Genomic DNA, 18469 nt, shown 5'->3' with positions numbered 1-18469 from the left:
TCACCCTTCCGCGATGGCGGTCGTGAACCGCAGCAGCCACTCCAGGCACTCGGCGCGGTGCCTGGCCACGAGCAGGTCGTCCCCCCACACGTACACCCCGTGCCTGGCGACCACCAGTGCCGGGGTGGCCGGGTCGAACCCGGCCTCGAACGCGTCGCCGAGGACGGTCATGTCCTGGGAGTTCGGCACGACCGGGACGGTCACCAGGTCGTCGTGCGCGCGGCGGCCGAAGCCCTTGAGCATCTCCAGGTCGCGCAGCTCGATCCCGCCCGGCCAGCGCTCGGCGGCCACGACCGGGGCGAGCATGTGCAGGTGCACCACGGCCCCGGCCCCGGCGACCGCCGCGATCCGCGCGTGCAGCCCGGCCTCCGCGGACGGCCGCAGCCGCTGACCGGGCAACGCCTCCCCGGTGCCGTCGATCTCGACGACGTCGTGCGCGGTCAGCTCGCCCTTGTCCAGACCGCTCGCGGTGACGGCGAGGCGCAGCGGGTCGCGGCCCAGGGTCACCGAGAGGTTGCCGGACGTGCCGCGCATCCACCCCATCGCGGTGTAGCGGGCGGACTCAGCGGCCAAGGCGTGACCGGCGGTGATCAGGTCAGGCATCGGGGACGATCCGGAAGTCGTCGAAGGACTTGGCGACGCGGTGGTCGCCGAAGTCCGCGTCCGCGTAGGGCTCGCCGGCGCGCGCTAGGCCTACCGTCTGCCAACCCGCTTCGGCCGCCGCGTCCAATTCCGCCGGAACGTCCGACAGGAACACGATTCGCGGCGGGGTAGGCCCACCGATGCCCTCGGCGATGGCGGCGTAAGAAGCAGCTTCGCGCTTAGGGCCCGCGTTGACGGTGTCGAAGTGGTGGCGGAAGAGGTTCGTCAGGTCGCCCTCGGTCGTAGTGGAGAACGACGCGATCTGGCCCGCGACCGACCCGGACGAGAACACGGCCAGCTTCAGACCCGCCGCGTCCCAGCCGCGCAGCGCGGGCACGACGTCGGGGAAGTACTCCGACACCAGGTCGCGGCGCGCGTAGCCGTCCTGCCAGATGAGCCCCTGCAACTCCTTGAGCGGCGCGGCCTTGCGGTCGGCCGCCATCCACCCGTGCAGCACGGCCACCACGGCGGCGGTGTCGGCGTCGGCGGGCAACCCGGCCTCGGCCTTGACCTGGGCGACGGCGGAGACGACCACCGGGTCGGTGGGGTGCGCGTCGATCCACGGGCCGAGCCGGGGGCGGGCGTAGTCGTAGAGCACCACGTGGACGCCCGAGGTCGGCATCAGGGTGCCCTCGATGTCGAGCACGACCCACTGGGCGGACAGGGTGTCGGTCACGGTGCCTCTCTCTGCTGGACTGCTGGACTGGCTGGTTCTTGGCTGGGCAGCGGGACTGGCCGGCTCTCGCGTGCTGGGGGCGCGGGACTACGCGGGCTGGTGGTAGCGGGCCACGGCGTCGGGGGCGAACGGGCCCCGGTCGGTGACGATCGTGGTCACGAACCTCGGCGGGGTCACGTCGAAAGCCGGGTAGTGGCCGCGCACCTTGTCGCTGGCGGTCCGCACCCCGAGGGTGTGCAGGACCTCGGCGCCGTCGCGGTACTCGATCGGGACGTCGGCGGCGGTGGGCGCGGCCGGGTCGGGCGCCTGGACCTGGGCCAGGAACGGCACCCCGAAGGCGTGCGCGGCGACGGCGAGCCCGAGGGTCCCGATCTTGTTGACCACGTGGCCGTCGAGGGTGACCCGGTCGGCGGCGGTGAGCAGCACGTCGACCGCGCCGCTCTGCAGCACAGAGGCGCCCATGCCGTCGGTGATCAGCGTCGTGTCGACGCCCATCTCGGCGAGGGTCTCGGCGGTCAGCCGGGCGCCTTGCAGGTAGGGGCGGGTCTCGGTGCAGACGAACGAGATGTCCTTGCCCAGGCGACCGGCGGCGGCGACGGTCTCGATGAGGTACGCGTCGGCCCAGCAGTGGGTGAGGACGCGGGCGCCGTCGGGGAGGAGTTTGGCGCTGTGTTCCCCCAACGCACGGCTCTTAGCGCGGTAAGTCTCATCGCCGTTGGCCGCGCCTCGGGTGGCAGCGTCAACCAGCTCGTTGCCGGTGACCTGGCCGGTAGCGTCAACTTCCGCTAGGACCGCGTTGACGGCCTTACGCAGGTGGTTGTTAGTGCTGCGGCTAGCGACAAGCAGGTCCCCGGCCTTGTCGAGCGCGGCGCGCGCGTCGACAGCGGACAGGTGAGCGGCGTCGCGCGCAGCTAGGACCATGCCGTAGAGCGCGGCGAAGTACGGGCCGGACGACTGGGTGACCATGTCCGTGATGGCCACCGCGACCTCGTCGACCGTCGCGCACCGCACCCACACGCGTTCGAACGGGAACCGGCGGCGGTCCAGGATCGCGACGGCATCGTCGTGCAGCACGACGCTCTCGTCCAGGGTCGGCCTGGTCATCAGCTGTACCCGCTCTGGGCGGGGAACTCGCCGGTCAGCAGGTGCCTGCCCACCTCGGCGGCCTTGTAGACGGTCGGGTCGTGCAGGGTGAGCGTGCGGGCGTTGCGCCAGAAGCGGTCCACCCCGTGCCGGGCGGCGGTCGCGCGGGCACCGGTGAACTCGAAGACCTTGCTGGTGATCTCGACCGCCAGCTCGGAGGTGACGACCTTCGCGTGGGAGATCCGGATCGACGTGCGGCCGCGTTCGTCGGCGGTGAAGGCCTCGCCCCGGGCGGCGGCGTCGGTGAACGCGGTGGTGGCGGCGTCGACCAGCAGGTCGGCGGCCTCCAAGCGGGACAGCAGGCTGCCGTACCCGGCGAGCACGTGCGGGTCGTCGACGGCGCGGTCGACCCCGGAGGCGGGCCAGGCGCGGGAGGTCTCGCGGGTGTAGCGGGCGGCCTCGACGAGCGCGCCCCGGCCGATGGCGGCGAGGACGCGGCTGAGCACGAGCTGGAAACCCAGCGGTGCCAACGAGTCCCGCTGCGCGAGGGGATCACCGGGGGCAGGCTGGACACCGAGGACGTCGGCGGCGGGGACGTGGACGTCGGTGAACTCGACGCCGCCGCTGGCGGAGAGGCGCTGGCCGAGGTTGTCCCAGTCGCCGAGGTAGCGGATGCCGGGGGCGCGCGCGTCCAGGGTGAAGGTGAGCTTGCGGTCGCCGAGCGCGCCGCTGACCACCAGCCGGTCGGCCACGCTGGCGCCGGTGGCGAAGAACTTGCGGCCGTTGACCAGGAATCCACCGTCCACATCGGACAGCACGAGCGCGTCGTCCCTCGGGTTGGCGACCCCGGCCCAGAACCAGCCGTGCTCGGCGGTGTCCCGGTCGAGCCGCTCGGTGAGGTCCGGGTTGGCGAACAGGGTGGTCCGCCAGACGTGCAGGTAGTGGTAACCGAGCAGGTGCCCCACGGAGGCGTCGGCGGCGGCGATCTCGGCGAGCACGGCGTGCGCGGTGTCCCAGTCCTCACCGTGGCCACCGCGGTCGGCGGGGACGAGGAGGGTGAGCAGCCCGCTCTCGCGCAGCAGGGCGACCTCGGCCAGCGGCTCAGCCCCGGCCCGCTCCCGCTCCACGGCGTCGGCGGCCAACTTCCCGGCCACCACCCGCGCCACGTCCACCCACCGTTGCCGCCCCATCACACCCCTGCCGTCCGCCGTCCGCGCTCCCCCGGCAGTATGCCGGTCCCCGGGACGGCGACCGGCATGTGGGATCACCGGCTCCCGTAGGCCCGCTCCACCCGCGCCACCCTGACCTCGAACGCGTCATACCACCGCCCGCGCCCCTCCGCCCTGGTCACCACGTGCTCCGGCTCCTCCCGCCACTCCGCGATCGCCACCTCGTCCCGGAAGTAACTGACCGTCACCCCCACCCGATCCTCCCCCCGAGCCGAATCCACCCCCAAAAACCCCGGCGCGGCCCGCACCAACTCGAACATCCGCTCCGCAGCCTCGTGATACCCCTCGTCATCGGGGCCGAGGATGGACGTGAAGATCACCGCGTAGTACGGCGGCTCAGGTGTGGTGGTGAGCTCCATGAGGACAGTGAATCAGCGCCCACTCCCCCTGTCGCCCCAGTTCCCCTCCCCCGGCCCAAGAGGTGGGCTCCCCGTCACATCGAGCTGTCCACACATCCCCGGGACGCCCGCCGACAACGTTGGCCCACACGCGCCCCACGAAGGCGCTGGTGCCAGACCGGCTCGATGGGGTGGAACAAGTTCGCCCCATCGAGCTCTTCGCATTCTCGCGCCTAGCTGCAATGCCGCAGGCGAGCCGACGAGCGCAGCGAAGCGAAGGCAAGGAACCTCACCCAGTAAGAGCCAGAGAGCGACCACGCTCATGCCACCACTGGTCGTAAGCCGGGTTGCACCCCTGCCGCAGGTGGAACGTGGCGAGCACCTGGTGGTGGATCTCCTCGATGTGCGCCGCCACAACGGTTCCCGGGCGGTAGTACAGCCGCAGTTCTTGTCGCAGCGGGTGGTCCACAATGGGCCGGATGGCGATGCTGCCAGGACGGTCCCGGCTGGTCGCCAGAGCGGGCCCGATGGCGAGTTTGGCGTAGATCAACTCGAGCAGGGTGGCCAGGCACTGGGTGCTGTGGGGTTGGTCGAGCGTGACGCCGTGGTCTCGGCAGACCTGGGCTACGTAGGCGCCCCAGCGGGTGGTGCCGGGGGGTTCGTCGACCCAGGGGTGTTCGGCCATGTCGGCGAGGGTGATGGCGGGGAGGGCGGCCAGGGGGTGGTCGTGGGCCAGGGCGAGGAAGACCGGTTCCTCGGGGTGCACGACGACGCTGCGGACGCCGGGGGGTTGGGTGAGGCCGGAGAGGGGGGCGCGGTAGACGAGGGCCAGGTCGAGGGCGCCGATGGCGACCTTGTCGACGCTGATGCGCTCGTCGATGTCCTCCTGCAGGCTGACCCCCGAGCACCACGGTTGGTCGCGCAGCCAGCGGCTGATCTCCACGTGCAGGAAGCCGCAGTAGCCGCCGACGCGCAGCGGGGCGGAGGGCAGGCCGCGGCGGGACCACTCCTGCACCCGTTCGGCGATGGCGGTCATCCCGCTGAGCACGACCCGCGCCTCGGTGAGCACCTCCGCGCCCAGCGGCGTCGGGAGGCAGCCGTACTCGGCGCGGAAGAACAGGCGGCCGCCGATGTTGCGCTCGATGCGTTGCAGCAGGCCGGAGAGCGCGGGCTGGGACATGCCCAACCGGCGGGCGGCCTGGGTGAGGCTGCCGGTCTCGTCGATGGCGGTGAGCGCGCGCAGGTGGCGGATCTCCAGCTCCACGGTTCCTCCGCATCCCCACCCGCACCGATCGGCGGTTCAGCGACGGTACCTCTTGCGCGCGCGAAAGAGGAAGGGGTCCTGGGCGCACCCCTCCCCCACCCGGTCGGTCGCACGGCGGGTCCAGGATCACCGGATCGGCCCAACGCGGCGGTGAACCCACGGTAAACCGGTCGTGATCAGCGGGAACAGATCACAGATCGGCATAACGGCCCGGCCGGTCGCCCGCGCACACGATCGGAGTAGCGAGCCGAACCCGGTTCGGCCGACGGAGATCATCCGCACTAACCTGTGCAGATATGGCGGGCGTGGAGGAGATGCGTTCCTGGGTCGCGGTGGCCACGGAGAAGGCGCGGTCGGGGATCGCCGCGATCGCGCAGGCGAGCCTGGAGCTCGACGAGGCGCGCGGCGCGTTGGCGACCGCCAGTTCCGGGCGCGAGCCAGCCGAGCTGGCCCGGTCGCAGAGCCTGCTCGCCGAGGCGGGCCGATCCCTCGCCGAGGCGCGCGACACGCTCTACGAGGGCATCGCGGCCGCCGAGGGCTACCTGGGCGGACGCTGAACCACCCGCCACGACCCGGCGCCACCGAACGGGGCAGGTGGGCGCCGCACCCCGGGAACGCGCCCGGACGACGAAGACACCGGCCGGACGAGCTGATGGGGCCCTGTGATGCTGGGTAAGCGGGAACGCAGGCAACGCGCCGAGCAGGCGCTGGCGCGGTTGCGTTCCGTGCTCGGCCACGCCCTCGGGGCCGCCGCCGGGGCGCACGAGCGGGCGGTGCTGCTCAAGCGGCAACTGGAGTTCGAGCGCGCGGTGCAGCGCCTCGGGCTGGCCAGGGCCACCCGGGACCGGGAGGTCGCCGAGCAGGTCACCGACCCGGACCTGGCGCCGGTGTGGGCGCGGATCACCCGGGAGCGCGACGACAGCTACGCCCAGTGGCGCCGCGACGGGCAGGGCGCGGTGCGCGCGCTGGTCGAGGCGGAGACCCCCGGCCCGTCCGGTCGGCCGTGGCAGGAGTGGCTGGGGACGCTAGGCACCGACCCCGGGGTCAGCGCGCCGCGGCTGTGGCGGATCGGGACCGCGCACGTGGAGCACGAGTCCCCCGAGGACGGCTTCCCGCTGGCCGTCCCGCTGCTGGAGCACTCCCACCTGCGGTTGAACTCCGCGCGCGGCACCAGGGCGGCGGTCGACAGCATCGTGGAGACGCTGCTGCTGCGGATGGTCAGCACGTTCACCCCCGGCCTGGTCCGGTTGCACCTGTGGGACATCGGGCACCTGACCGGGCCGCTGCCCAACCTGCACCCGCTGACCGCCGCCGGGCTGCTGGTGGTGCACGACCCGACCCGGCTCGACGACCTGCTGGCGCTGCTGGCAGGCCACATCCGCAAGGTGCACGCGAACGCGTTGCGCGCCGGGCGGACCACGCTCAAGGAAGCCTGCGCCGCGGCGGGGCGCCGGGTGGAGCCGTGGCGGGTGGCGGTGCTGTTCGGCAACGGCGAGCGGCTCGACGAGGAGCAGTACCGGGAGCTGAACCGCATCGCGCGCACCGGGCCGGAGGCGGGCGTGCACCTCGTCCTGGTGGACATGCCGGTGTCGGCGAGCAGTCCACTGGAGACGGTGACCTTCGGCGACGCGGAGACCGCGACCTCCAGCATGACCGGCAGCGGGGTCATCGTGCGGGCCGACCCGCCGGTGTCGCCGTCGGCGGCGAGCCGGGCGGCGGCGGCGATCCGCGACGACATGGTGGTGCGGCGGGGGAAACCGCGCTCGTTCGACGACCTGCTGCCCCGCTCGCTCGGCCGCGACAACTCCCGCGAGGAGCTGCGGACCGTCATCGGGTTCGACGAGGGCGACCCAGTGGAGTTGGTGCTGGGCGACGCGACCCCGCACGCGCTGGTGGCCGGGCCGAGCGGGTCGGGCAAGACGAACCTGCTCTACGCGATGCTCGGCGGCTTGGCGGCCCGCTACTCCCCCGACGAGCTGGAGCTCTACCTGCTCGACTTCAAGGAGGGCGTGTCCTTCGCCGGGTTGACGCCGGGCACCAAGGACCCGAGTTGGCTGCCGCAGGCGCGGCTGGTCGGGGTGAACGTCAACACCGACCGCGAGTTCGGGTTGGCACTGCTGCGGTACCTGGCGCGCGAGCTGGCCAGGCGCGCGGAAGCGGCCAAGCGCCAGGAGGTCACCAAGCTGGCCGAGCTGCGCGACGCCGAGCCCGCAGCGCGTTGGCCGAGGGTGGTCGCGGTGATCGACGAGTTCCAGGCGCTGTTCTCCGGCCGCGACCAGATCACCCAGCAGGCGGCGGCGCTGCTGGAGGACGTGGCGCGCCGGGGCCGCTCGCAGGGCATCCACCTGGTGCTGGCCAGCCAGGACATCGCGGGCATCGAGGCGTTCTGGGGCAAGCCCGCGGTGTACGACCAGTGCACGCTGCGCATCGCGATGCCCAAGGCGAAGCGGGTGCTCTCGCAGGACAACCTGGCGGCGAACACGCTGCCGCGCTGGCACACCGTCATCAACCACGATTCCGGTGTGCCGCACGGCAACGAGGTCGCGCACGTGCCGGACTCGTCGAGCCGGGGAACCTTCGACGAGCTGCAGCGGCGGCTGTGGGGCGAGATCCCGTCGACCGCGCCCCGGCTCTTCGACGGCGCGCACCAGCCCGCGCTGCTGACGGCGGCGGGCTACCAGGCCGGGCAAGCGCCGTTGTTGGGGCAGATCATCGACGTCGAGGACCGGGCGGCGGTGCTGCGGTTGGAGCCGGTGCCGGGCCGGAACCTGGCGGTGCTGGGGACGGCGCAGGAGGACGCGCTGTCGGTCATGGCCAGCGCCGCGCTGTCCCTGGGCAAGGCGTACGCCACCGGTTCGTGCGAGTTCGAGCTGTGGTGCCCGGTGGACTCGTTGCGGCCGAACGTCACCGCCGTCGCCGAGTCGTTGCACCACATGGGGCACACCGTGGAGACGCGGTTCGGCATGGAGGCGATGGCGCAGATCGACAAGAAGGACAAGGACACGCGGTTCGTGTTCTTCTACGCGGTGGACGCGGCCACGCAGTGGTTGGAGCACAAGGAACTCGGCGCGCCGAGCGGCCTGGACCGGTTCCGGTTGCTGCTCAAGCACGGCCCCGCGACCAACGTGCACACCTTCGGCTGGTGGCGCGGGGTGGCCCGGTTCAAGGACACCCTGGGGTTCGGCGGCAACGACGACGTCAGCGCCTGGGTCGCCCTGGACGTGCAGGGCAGCGAGCTCAACCAGTTGGCGGCGGGCCAGCTGGTGGACTGGTCGCCGCGCCCGAACCGGGCGGTGTTCTTCGACCGCACCACGCACAGCCGCCCCGACGTGCTCATCCCGTTCGACACCGCGACCGCGCTGGAGGCCAGGCCGTGATCCCCGAGCACGAGCCGGTCGACCCGGTGGCCCGGTACAAGGAGCTGCTGGAGACCGCGCACCAGGCCGCCAGGGCGCACTCCGAGCACGAGCGGCGGCGCGCGGTCGACCTGGTCGCCGAGATCCACGCCGCCGACGACCGGGTGAAGGCGGCGGCCGAGGCCCAGGCCCAGGTCACCGGGGAGATCAACGGCTGGTGGCGGCAGGTCGTGGCGACCGTGGGCGAGCTGAAGTGGCTGACCACCACGCCCCGGCCGGTGCCGGACCCGGCGGGTCGACCGGAGCAGCTGCGCGAGTACCTGGGCCAGATCGAACCGGCCACCAAGGAGTTCTACGCCGCGCTGCGCAAGGCCACCTGGCCGCGCAGGCGCTGAACCCAGCCCGCCCATCGCCGACCCGACCCCGGCCCCGGCACTCGGCAAAAAAGGGCCCCGCTTCCGGGCCGGGGGGCCGGAAGCGGGGCGGCGGGCCCGCTGTGCGACCGGGAGCATCGGGGTCGCGGGCCCGGGGTGGCCACCCGGCCGCACGGGGTCAGGGCGCGGGAGGTGGCTCTCGGTCTCACGCCGTCACGGCAGTGCCAGCGGGATGAGCGGGAACGGGAACGGCAGCGGGATCAGCGGCAGCTGCGGTTGGTACTGGCTGATCAGCGCGGACAGCAGGTTGAGCAGCCCGGGCAGCAGCGCGGTCACCACGCTGATCGGCAGGTCGCCCGCGGTGCTGACGAAGGCCTGGGTGTTGGCCAGCACGTGCAGCGCGTCCTGGCTCTCGGTGATCTCCCGCAGGTCGCTGAGCACCGGCGGCAGCGCCGCCAGCACGTGGTCGACCTGGTCGACGGTGGTCGCGGTGGTGAGTTCGCCGGTGAGCCGGTCGAGGTCGGTCCCGGGGTCCGCGCCGGCGGGGAGGGGGAGCAACGCGAGTGCGGTGGCGATCACGACGGCGCGCGTCGCGTGGATCAACATCAGTGGGGCGCCCTTTCTGGTCGGGTGAGCGAGGTACTCGGGCTGACCCAAGAGCTAGCAGCGCGCCGGGGCCGTGACCAGTCCTGGGGCATGGGTGTTGGCGCAAGCACATAGCTCAACCCGGCCCCCGCGCGGGCCGACATAACCGCTGGTCAGCCCCATCAGGGGCGCGGGGGCCGGGTGCGGTGGCGCGGGAGGACACGCTGTGCTGAGGGCGGCTCGCGCGATCGGCGGCCGCCGCGTCGATCGGGTGAATTCGGGCGCGTCACCCACCCGTGCGGCCCCACGGTGGCTCAGCCCGCGACGAGAACCGCCGCGTCGAGCACGGCCACGACGAGCATCGCGTGGAACGTCGCACGCGATCCCGGCCGCCTGCCCAGCGCCAGACCCACCGCCGTCACGATCACGGCGACACCGAGGGCAAGGAAGCCGAGCACGGTGGGTAGTCCCGCGACCAGGGTGGCGGACGCCGCTAGGACTAGCAACGCCGCTGCCACCCGTGAGCCGGTAGCGCCGACGCGGTGCGGTAGCCCTATGACTCCGGTTTCGCGGTCGTCGGCAAGGTCCGGGAGCGTGTTCGCGAAGTGCGCCGCACTGCCCAAAAGGGACGCTGTCGCCACCAACCACCAAGGCGGCAAATACGGCGACGGCAGGCCAAGGGTGACGAAAGCGGTCAGCAGTCCGAATGACACGGCATAGGGGACGATCGAGAACGGCGTCGCCTTCAGGCGGAGATCATAACCCCACGCCGAGATGAGCGCGACAACATGCGCGGCGCCGGCAAGAGGTCCGGACAAGAACGACAGCCCTATCGCCGCGAGCGCGCTGACCGCGACTAGAGCTCGAACCACAGTGGCCGACAAGGTCCCGGCAGCGATGGGTTTGTCCGTCCGCCCAACGCGCGCGTCGCGGGGAGCGTCGACGAGGTCGTTGAGCCACCCCACCGACAACTGCCCCGTCAACACAGCCGCCGCGACCGCCACCGCGCCCCACCCGGTCTGCCCCAGGCCGATCGCGAGTCCGGTCGCGGCGAGGGTCACCGCGACGGCGGGCTCGGGGTGGGCGGCGCGCAGCAGCGGCATCACCCGGCCCACGGTACGTCAACGATCAGGCCGTCCCGGGCCGCGGCGCGTCAAGCAGGGCGGGCACCGGTGTGCCAGCCTCAGGCGGTGACCGCCCTCTACGACGATCTCGCCGCGCAGTGGTGGCGGCCGCGCGGGGCGTTCGCCGCCCTGCACTGGTTGGCCAAGGCCAGGGCCGCGCTGATCCCGACCGCCCGCAGGCCGGGTGCCGTGCTGGTGGACCTGGGGTGCGGCGGCGGGCTGCTCGCCCCGCACATCAGCGGCAAGGGCTACCTGCACGTCGGCGTCGACCTGTCCCGCGAGGGCCCGCGCCTGGCCGCCGCGCACGGCGTCAAGGCCGTCCAGGGCGATGTCCTCGCCGTCCCGCTGCGCCCGGGGTGCGCGGACGTCGTCGTGCTGGGCGAGGTGCTCGAACACCTGGCAGACCTGCCGCGCGCCGTCGAGGCCGCGTGCCGCCTGCTGCGCCCCGGCGGGCTGCTGGTGCTCGACACGCTCGCCGACACGGCGCTGAGCCGGTTCCTGGCGATCACCGTCGCCGAGCGGCTGCCCGGCGTGCCGCGCGGTGTGCACGACCCGGCGCTGCTGGTGGACCGGGACCTGCTGGTCCGGGAGTGTGCCCGCCACGGTGTGCGGTTGCGGCTACGGGGTATCCGACCCGCAGTGCTCGACCTGCTCGCCTGGGTGGCAGGCGCGCGGGACGCGGTCCGGATGGTCCGGGTGCCGACGACCGCCGTCCTGTTCCAGGGGACGGGGACAAAGGAGAACCAGTGGCGGCAGTGACCGGGATCGGCGTGGCGACCCCGCCGCCGGTGGCTCAGGAAGCCCTGTGGGACGGCTACTTCCGCGCGCACACCGGCGGCGGTGGCGTCGCGCGGCGGATCTTCGCGGGCTCGGGCGTGCGGACCAGGCACACCGCGGTCGACCCGTTCACCGAGGACATCTCCGGCTGGTCGACCGCGCTGCGGATGGACCGGTTCGCCGAGCAGGCACCCGCGCTGGCCACGTCCGCGCTCGCGGACGCGCTCGCCGACGCGGGCCGCTCCCCCGCCGACCTCGGGCTGCTGGTGGTCGTGTCGTGCACCGGCTACAGCACCCCCGGGTTGGACATCGCGCTGGCCGAGCGGCTCGGGCTCGCCGCCGACACCCAGCGGCTGCTGGTCGGCCACATGGGCTGCTACGCCGCGATCCCCGGCCTCGGCACCGTGTCGGACTTCGCGACCGCGCGCGGGCTGCCCGCCGCGCTGGTGTGCGTGGAACTGACCTCGCTGCACGTCCAACCGCCCACCGCCGACCCGGAGCAGGTGGTGGCGCACGCGTTGTTCAGCGACGCCGCGGCGGCCGTGGTGGTCGAGCCGGGCGGCCAGGCCGGGTGGGACGTGCCGGGCTGGGAGGTGCTCGACATCGCCGCGCACACCGACACCGACACCCAGGCGCTGATGACCTGGCGGATCACCGACCTCGGGTTCCGGATGGGCCTGTCCGCGCGGGTGCCCGACGCGCTCGCCGGGGCCGTGCGGCCGGTGGTGGACAAGATGCTGGCCAGGCACGGCGCCGACGTGGACTCGGTCGCCGGGTGGGCGGTGCACCCCGGTGGCCCGCGGGTGCTCGACGTCGTGCGGACCGAGTTGGGGCTGTCGGAGTCCGCCATGGCACCATCGCGCAAGGTGCTGGCCGAGCACGGGAACTGCTCGTCGGCGACGGTGGTGCTGGTGCTGCGCGAGGTCGCGGCGCGGCCGGGAGAACTGGTGGTGGCCATGGCGTTCGGACCGGGGCTCACGCTCTACGCCGCGGTGCTGCGGCGGACCGGGTGAGCACGACGCGCCTCTACCGGGGCGCCGAGCTGTCCGAAGAGGACTTCCCGGTCGACGGCCTGCGGGCGCGGCTGGCCGCCGGGGACGCGATCGCCTGGGTCGACATCGACCACCACGACGACGCGGCGCTGTCCGCCGTCGGCACCGAACTCGGCCTGCACCACCTGGCCGTGGAGGACGCCGAGCAGCGGCACCAGCGGCCCAAGCTCGACCAGTACCGCACACACCAGTTCCTCGCCGTCTACGGCACGACCGTGGCCGAGGACGGCTCGCTCACCACCTGCGAGCTGTCCATCTTCGTGACCGACCGGGCGCTGGTCACCGTGCACGACGGGTTCGACATGACCCCGGTGACCCGCCGCTGGGACGACTCGGTGGTGGCCTGCGACCGGGTCGGGGCGCTGCTGCACGCGCTGCTCGACGTCGTGGTGGACGGGCACCTCGGCGCGGTGTCCACCCTGGACGACCGGATCGAGGACCTGGAGGGCCTCGTCTTCGAGGACACCCCGGACGTGCGGCGGTTGCAGCGCGAGGCGGTGCTGCTGCGCAGGAGCCTGTCGCGGCTGCGCAGGGTGGTGCTGCCGATGCGGGAGATCATGACCGGGCTGGCCAGGGTCGCCGGGCTGGTCGACGCGGAGCTCGACCCGTACTTCGGCGACATCCGCGACCACGTCGTGCACGCCACCGAGTGGACGGAGTCGTTGCGCGACCACGTGACCGCGCTGCGCGAGACCCAGCTGACCATCCAGGGCAACCGGCTCAACCTGGTGATGAAGAAGGTCACCGGCTGGGCGGCGATCATCGCCGTGCCGACCGCGATCACCGGCTTCTACGGGCAGAACGTGCCCTACCCGGGCAACGGGGAGCCGTGGGGCTTCTGGGTGTCGACCACGGTCATCCTGGGCCTCGGGATCTGGCTCTACGCCATGTTCAAGCGGAAGGACTGGCTCTGAGCGCCTCGGCCTTGCGCAGGTAGCCTTGGGCGATCTCGGGTTCGTCGGCGGCCTCGTGCAGCAGGCAGTAGGTCAGCATCACCTTCTCGGCCAGTGCCGGGTCCGCCGCCGCCGTGTCGAGGTAGTCCCGGACCGACCGGATGGCGGAGCGCGCGTCCTCGGCCGACGCGATCATGTTCTCGGCGATCACCAAGGCGTCCTGGGGCGACATAGCGTGGTCGGGAACGGTCGGCACTGAGGCCCGGGTTCGAGCGAGGGCGATGGTGTCCACGGCGTCGTCGAAGCGGCGTTGCGGGGTGGACAGGCCCGCGTCGGCCATGCGGTCGGAGATGTGGCGGTAGAGGTCGTCGACAGTGACGTACCCGCCGGTTGCCGGATGGCCCGTGGTGAGGCACTCGGCCGCGTAGCGGGTGAACGGGCTCGGCTCCCCCGCGCGCTCAGCGTCCTTGGTGAGCTGGACCGACAGGCTGCTAGCCAGCACGAACACCCCGCGTCCGGCGAGGTGGCGGGGCAGGTCGGGGGCGGACTTGAAACCGCCGGAGTGGCAGCAGTCGAGCAGGACGAACTTCGCCCGGGCTCGGGAGGCGGCCATCATCTCGACGACAGCCCTGGCCGAGACACCGGTGGACATCACGCGGTTCGCCCGGGTGTCGCGGGCGGCCAAGTGGAGGTTGCCGTGGGCGTCGAGCTTGCCGTGGCCGCTGTAGTAGAGGAGCAGTTGGTCGTCGCGAGCGGCGCCGTCGAAGAACTCGTCCAAGGCGAGCATCACTCCGCGCTGGTCGGCGTTGGCGAGCACGCGCACGTGCTCCGGCCGGTGCAGGCCGACGCCGGGGGCGGTCAGCGCGGACCGCATCAGCTCGGCGTCGCGCTCCGGCCCCAGGAGCGGGGCCAGCCCGCCCGGGTCGTCCGGGAACGACCAGTTGGCCACCAGCAGCGCCCGGTAGGTCCGCTCAGCCACCCGCCGCCCCCTCTCCCACTCGTGTGCCCACCCATGATGACCGCCGTGATCGACTGCCGTCGCGGACGGGGTGGTCCACATCGTGGGACGCCGTGCGAACCTGCCGACGGCTGCGGTGCGTAATCGCCGGGGTCGCCCACCGACCCGTGCCCGCACGGACCGCACGCCTCGGATTACCGGGGGAAACAGCGTCGGCGGCGCCCGTGCGGCAAAGCCGAGCGGAGGGCACATCTGCGCCGTGACATGCGGGTCCGGGCCCGCCCGAACGGATGGGACGTGCTGTCGGCGCCGTGGCTGTCCGGTAGAGTCAGACCCGAGGCCGAGAGGCGCTGCAACGGGCCAGGGGGTGTCCCAGCCCGCCACGCTCGGCTCCGGTCCGCCGCCTCAGGTGGACCACCGCGACAAGGGCGCCTCCGGATACCGGAGGTGTGCGCGTGACCGATCAGGCTCGGATCCAGCGGCTGCGGGAGCTGCTCGCCCAGCGCGTCGCGGTGCTCGACGGCGCGTGGGGCACGATGCTGCAGGGCGCCTCGCTCACCGACGCCGACTACCAGGGCGACCGCTTCACCGACCACCCGCGCGACGTCGCCGGTGACCCGGACCTGCTCAACCTGACCCGGCCGGACCTCATCCTCGACGTGCACCGGCAGTACCTGGCGGCGGGCGCGGACATCACCACCACCAACACCTTCACCGCGACCACGATCGCCCAGGCGGACTACGGCCTGGAGGACTACGCGGCCGAGATGAACCTGCGCGGCGCCCAACTGGCCCGCCAGGCCGCCGACGAGTTCGACGGCGACCGGTTCGTCGCGGGCTCGATCGGCCCGTTGAACGTGACCCTGTCGCTCTCGCCCAAGGTCGACGAACCGGCGTACCGCAAGGTCACCTTCGACCAGGTCAAGGCCACCTACGCCAACCAGATCGCGGCGCTGGTCGAGGGCGGGGTCGACCTGCTGCTGATCGAGACGATCTTCGACACGCTCAACTGCAAGGCCGCCATCGCCGCGGCCCGCGAGGTGGCGCCCGAGCTGCCGCTGTGGATCTCGGTGACCATCGTCGACCTGTCCGGGCGCACCCTGTCCGGGCAGACGGTGGAGGCGTTCTGGCGCTCCATCGAGCACGCCGAGCCGATGGTGGTCGGGGTGAACTGCGCGCTGGGCGCCGAGCAGATGCGCCCGCACGTGGCGGAGCTGTCGCGGCTGGCGGGCACCTACACCGCCAGCCACCCCAACGCCGGGCTGCCCAACTCCTTCGGCGGCTACGACGAGACCCCGGAGGAGACCAGCGGGCTGCTCGCCGGGTTCGTCGGCGACGGCATGGTCAACATCGTCGGCGGCTGCTGCGGCACCACGCCCGCGCACATCGCCAAGATCGCCGAGGCGGTCAAGGGCCTGGCGCCCCGGGTGGTGCCCGAGGTCGAGAAGGCCAGCCGCTACAGCGGGTTGGAGCCGTTCGCGATCGGCGCCGACACCGGGTTCGTGATGATCGGCGAGCGCACCAACGTCACCGGCTCGGCCAAGTTCCGCAGGCTCATCGAGGGCGACAACCACCAGGCCGCGGTGGACGTGGCGCTCGACCAGGTGCGCGGCGGGGCGAACCTGCTCGACGTGAACATGGACGCCGACCTGCTCGACAGCGTCGAGGCGATGACCACGTTCCTGAACCTGATCGCCACCGAGCCCGAGGTCGCCAGGATCCCGGTGATGGTCGACAGCTCGCGGTGGTCGGTGCTGGAGGCCGGGCTCAAGTGCGTGCAGGGCAAGGGGGTGGTCAACTCGATCAGCCTCAAGGAGGGCGAGGAGACCTTCCTGGAGCAGGCGCGCAAGATCCGCGACTACGGCGCAGGCGTGGTGGTGATGGCCTTCGATGAGAAGGGCCAGGCCGACACCACCGAGCGCAAGGTCAGCATCTGCGGCCGCGCCTACGACCTGCTCACCCAGGAGATCGGTTTCCCGGCCGAGGACATCGTCTTCGACCCGAACGTGCTGGCGGTGGCGACCGGCATCACCGAGCACAACGGCTACGCCAAGGCGTTCATCGACGCGCTGCCGCTGATCAAGCAGCGCTGCCCGGGCGCGCGCACCTCCGGCGGCATCTCGAACCTGTCGTTCTCCTTCCGCGGCAACGACACCGTGCGCGAGGCCATGCACTCGGCGTTCCTGCTGCACGCGGTGCGCGCCGGGCTGGACATGGGCATCGTCAACGCCGGTCAGCTGGTGGTCTACGAGGACATCCCCAAGGACCTGCTGGAGCTGGTCGAGGACGTGCTCTTCGACCGCCGCGAGGACGCGACCGACCGGTTGGTGGAGTTCGCCGAGACGGTCAAGGGCTCCAAGACCAAGCGCGTGGTGGACCTGGCCTGGCGCGAGGCGCCGGTCGAGAAGCGGCTCTCGCACGCGCTGGTGCACGGGATCGTCGACTTCATCGAGGCCGACACCGAGGAGGCGCGCGCGCAGATGGCGCGGCCGCTGGAGGTGATCGAGGGCCCGCTGATGGACGGCATGAAGATCGTCGGCGACCTGTTCGGCTCCGGCAAGATGTTCCTGCCCCAGGTGGTCAAGAGCGCGCGGGTGATGAAGCGCTCGGTGGCCTACCTGGAGCCGTACATGGAGGCGGAGAAGGAGAAGGCCCGGCTGGAGGGCCGGATCGACACCAGCCGCGGCCAGGGCAAGGTCGTGCTCGCCACGGTCAAGGGCGACGTGCACGACATCGGCAAGAACATCGTCGGCGTGGTGCTGGGCTGCAACAACTACGAGGTGATCGACCTCGGGGTGATGGTGCACGCGTCGGTCATCCTCGACACCGCGGTCGCCGAGGGCGCCGACGTGGTGGGGCTCTCCGGGCTGATCACCCCGTCGCTCGACGAGATGGTGACCGTCGCGGGCGAGATGCAGCGGCGCGGCCTGAAGCTGCCGGTGCTGATCGGGGGCGCGACCACCTCGCGCCAGCACACCGCGGTGCGCATCGCGCCCGCCTACGACGGCACGACGGTGCACGTGCTCGACGCGTCCCGGGTGGTCGGCGTGGTGTCGGACCTGATGGACACGACCCGCTCCGACCTGCTCGACACCCGCAACCGGGCCGAGCAGGCGACGCTGCGCGAGCAGCACGAGAACCGGCGCGCCCAGCCGCTGCTCGACATCGCGACCGCGCGGCTCAACCGCGAGCAGGTCGACTTCACCGACCTGCCGACGCCGGGGTTCACCGGGGTCCGCGAGGTGAGCCCGACGCTGGCGGAGCTGCGCGCGATGGTCGACTGGCAGTTCCTGTTCCTGGCCTGGGAGCTCAAGGGCAAGTACCCGGCGATCCTGGACCAGCCGGTGGCCCGCGAGCTGTTCGACGACGCGCAGGCCATGCTCGACGAGGTCGGCCACCGGTTCGTGTTCAAGGGCGTCTACGGCTTCTGGCCCGCGCACAGCGAGGGCGACGACATCTTCGTCGACGGGGTGCGGTTCCCGATGCTGCGCCAGCAGACGCAGAAGCCGGAGAACCGCGCCAACCGCTGCCTCGCCGACTACGTCGCCCCCGCCGACGACCACCTGGGCGGTTTCGCGGTGTCGGTGCACGGCGCCGAGGAGATGGCAGGCGAGTACGAGGCCGACAACGACGACTACAGGGCCATCATGATCAAGGCGCTGGCCGACCGGCTCGCGGAGTCCTTCGCCGAGTGGATCCACCTGCGCGCCCGCCGCGAGTGGTTCGAGCCCGACGCCGACCCGCTGCTGGCCGACCTGCACGCCGAGCGCTTCCGCGGCATCCGCCCGGCGCTGGGCTACCCGGCCAGCCCTGACCACACCCTCAAGCAACCGCTGTTCGACCTGCTCGGCGCCGAGAAGCTCGGCATCGGCCTCACCGAGTCCTTCGCCATGACCCCGGCGGCGGCGGTCAGCGGCCTCATCTTCGCCCACCCCGACTCCCGCTACTTCGCCGTCGGCCGCATCGGCAGGGACCAGGTGTCGGACTACGCCAAGCGCACCGGCACCGACCTGTCCGAAGTGGAGCGCTGGCTGCGCCCGAACCTGGCCTACGAGCCCAAGTAAGGTCCACTGTGGACCGGCGAGCGCGCGCGACTCCTTTGGCAGTGGCGCGCGCCG

General features: G+C 72.3%; 16 protein-coding genes. 7 read left to right on the top strand and 9 right to left on the bottom strand.

Features of this window, described 5'->3' with window-relative positions:
• The 6 genes from mtnB to LV79_RS30955 form a co-directional block, all read right to left on the bottom strand.
• The gene (gene mtnB, locus LV79_RS30980; protein ID WP_253841829.1) at positions 1-603 is read right to left on the bottom strand and encodes a methylthioribulose 1-phosphate dehydratase; all 603 of its coding nucleotides are present in this window, start codon (positions 601-603) and stop codon (positions 1-3) included.
• Positions 596-1318 carry an acireductone synthase gene (mtnC, locus tag LV79_RS30975; protein ID WP_253841828.1) on the bottom strand — a complete coding sequence of 241 codons (723 nt, stop codon included), beginning with the start codon at positions 1316-1318 and terminating at the stop codon, positions 596-598. The genes mtnB and mtnC overlap by 8 nt, the downstream gene beginning before the upstream one ends.
• 87 nt (positions 1319-1405) lie before the next feature.
• Positions 1406-2422 (bottom strand): s-methyl-5-thioribose-1-phosphate isomerase, encoded by a 1017-nt coding sequence (locus LV79_RS30970; protein WP_253841827.1) that lies wholly within the window; start codon positions 2420-2422, stop codon positions 1406-1408.
• The gene (locus LV79_RS30965; protein WP_253841826.1) at positions 2422-3591 is read right to left on the bottom strand and encodes an acyl-CoA dehydrogenase family protein; all 1170 of its coding nucleotides are present in this window, start codon (positions 3589-3591) and stop codon (positions 2422-2424) included. The genes LV79_RS30970 and LV79_RS30965 overlap by 1 nt, the downstream gene beginning before the upstream one ends.
• A 74-nt stretch (positions 3592-3665) precedes the next feature.
• On the bottom strand, positions 3666-3989 hold the full coding sequence (locus tag LV79_RS30960) for an antibiotic biosynthesis monooxygenase family protein (protein ID WP_253841825.1): 324 nt from the start codon (positions 3987-3989) through the stop codon (positions 3666-3668).
• Positions 3990-4257: 268 nt separating this feature from the next.
• Complete coding sequence (locus LV79_RS30955; protein ID WP_253841824.1) at positions 4258-5232, bottom strand: LysR family transcriptional regulator; 975 nt, start codon at positions 5230-5232, stop codon at positions 4258-4260.
• Positions 5233-5528: 296 nt separating this feature from the next.
• Between LV79_RS30955 and LV79_RS30950 the strand changes: the two genes are divergently transcribed.
• From LV79_RS30950 to LV79_RS30940, 3 genes are all read left to right on the top strand, one after another.
• Complete coding sequence (locus LV79_RS30950; protein ID WP_253841823.1) at positions 5529-5789, top strand: hypothetical protein; 261 nt, start codon at positions 5529-5531, stop codon at positions 5787-5789.
• 108 nt (positions 5790-5897) lie between these two features.
• The gene (locus LV79_RS30945) at positions 5898-8609 is read left to right on the top strand and encodes an FtsK/SpoIIIE domain-containing protein (RefSeq protein WP_253841822.1); all 2712 of its coding nucleotides are present in this window, start codon (positions 5898-5900) and stop codon (positions 8607-8609) included.
• Positions 8606-8983: a hypothetical protein gene (locus LV79_RS30940; protein WP_253841821.1), complete on the top strand. Its 378-nt coding sequence runs from the start codon at positions 8606-8608 to the stop codon at positions 8981-8983. The genes LV79_RS30945 and LV79_RS30940 overlap by 4 nt, the downstream gene beginning before the upstream one ends.
• A gap of 192 nt (positions 8984-9175) precedes the next feature.
• Here the strand turns inward: LV79_RS30940 and LV79_RS30935 are convergent, their stop codons facing one another.
• Together LV79_RS30935 and LV79_RS30930 are read right to left on the bottom strand one after the other, a co-directional pair.
• Positions 9176-9568 carry a hypothetical protein gene (locus tag LV79_RS30935; RefSeq protein WP_253841820.1) on the bottom strand — a complete coding sequence of 131 codons (393 nt, stop codon included), beginning with the start codon at positions 9566-9568 and terminating at the stop codon, positions 9176-9178.
• A 293-nt stretch (positions 9569-9861) separates the two neighbouring features.
• Positions 9862-10650, bottom strand: coding sequence for a UbiA family prenyltransferase (locus LV79_RS30930; protein ID WP_253841894.1), 789 nt, complete (start codon positions 10648-10650; stop codon positions 9862-9864).
• A gap of 87 nt (positions 10651-10737) precedes the next feature.
• Here LV79_RS30930 and LV79_RS30925 point away from each other — a divergent pair, with 87 nt between their 5' ends.
• From LV79_RS30925 to LV79_RS30915, 3 genes are read left to right on the top strand one after another with little or no spacing between them, the layout of a single operon-like run.
• Positions 10738-11430, top strand: coding sequence for a methyltransferase domain-containing protein (locus tag LV79_RS30925; RefSeq protein WP_253841819.1), 693 nt, complete (start codon positions 10738-10740; stop codon positions 11428-11430).
• Positions 11418-12461: a type III polyketide synthase gene (locus LV79_RS30920; RefSeq protein ID WP_253841818.1), complete on the top strand. Its 1044-nt coding sequence runs from the start codon at positions 11418-11420 to the stop codon at positions 12459-12461. The genes LV79_RS30925 and LV79_RS30920 overlap by 13 nt, the downstream gene beginning before the upstream one ends.
• Entirely contained in the window at positions 12458-13414 is a 957-nt protein-coding gene (locus tag LV79_RS30915; protein WP_253841817.1) for a magnesium transporter CorA family protein, read from the top strand. The genes LV79_RS30920 and LV79_RS30915 overlap by 4 nt, the downstream gene beginning before the upstream one ends.
• On the opposite strand, the gene LV79_RS30910 is transcribed toward LV79_RS30915, so the two are convergent.
• The gene (locus LV79_RS30910) at positions 13392-14372 is read right to left on the bottom strand and encodes a caspase family protein (RefSeq protein WP_253841816.1); all 981 of its coding nucleotides are present in this window, start codon (positions 14370-14372) and stop codon (positions 13392-13394) included. The two genes, LV79_RS30915 and LV79_RS30910, sit on opposite strands and share 23 nt — an antisense overlap.
• A 434-nt stretch (positions 14373-14806) precedes the next feature.
• Here LV79_RS30910 and metH point away from each other — a divergent pair, with 434 nt between their 5' ends.
• Positions 14807-18415, top strand: a complete 3609-nt coding sequence (metH, locus tag LV79_RS30905; RefSeq protein ID WP_253841815.1) for a methionine synthase — start codon at positions 14807-14809, stop codon at positions 18413-18415.
• The last annotated feature ends 54 nt before the right edge of the window (positions 18416-18469 follow it).

It is taken from the genome of Actinokineospora globicatena (assembly GCF_024171945.1).
In the GTDB taxonomy this organism is placed as follows: Bacteria; Actinomycetota; Actinomycetes; order Mycobacteriales; family Pseudonocardiaceae; genus Actinokineospora; species Actinokineospora globicatena.
This window is presented reverse-complemented; position numbering and strand designations above follow the sequence as displayed.

Bases quoted from the DNA above. Each gene is read 5' to 3' on its own strand.
- mtnB (WP_253841829.1), bottom strand. From the start codon at position 603: ATGCCTGACCTGATCACCGCCGGTCACGCCTTGGCCGCTGAGTCCGCC.
- LV79_RS30970 (WP_253841827.1), bottom strand. From the start codon at position 2,422: ATGACCAGGCCGACCCTGGACGAGAGCGTCGTGCTGCACGACGATGCC.
- LV79_RS30965 (WP_253841826.1), bottom strand. From the start codon at position 3,591: ATGGGGCGGCAACGGTGGGTGGACGTGGCGCGGGTGGTGGCCGGGAAG.
- LV79_RS30960 (WP_253841825.1), bottom strand. From the start codon at position 3,989: ATGGAGCTCACCACCACACCTGAGCCGCCGTACTACGCGGTGATCTTC.
- LV79_RS30950 (WP_253841823.1), top strand. From the start codon at position 5,529: ATGGCGGGCGTGGAGGAGATGCGTTCCTGGGTCGCGGTGGCCACGGAG.
- LV79_RS30945 (WP_253841822.1), top strand. From the start codon at position 5,898: ATGCTGGGTAAGCGGGAACGCAGGCAACGCGCCGAGCAGGCGCTGGCG.
- LV79_RS30935 (WP_253841820.1), bottom strand. From the start codon at position 9,568: ATGTTGATCCACGCGACGCGCGCCGTCGTGATCGCCACCGCACTCGCG.
- LV79_RS30930 (WP_253841894.1), bottom strand. From the start codon at position 10,650: ATGCCGCTGCTGCGCGCCGCCCACCCCGAGCCCGCCGTCGCGGTGACC.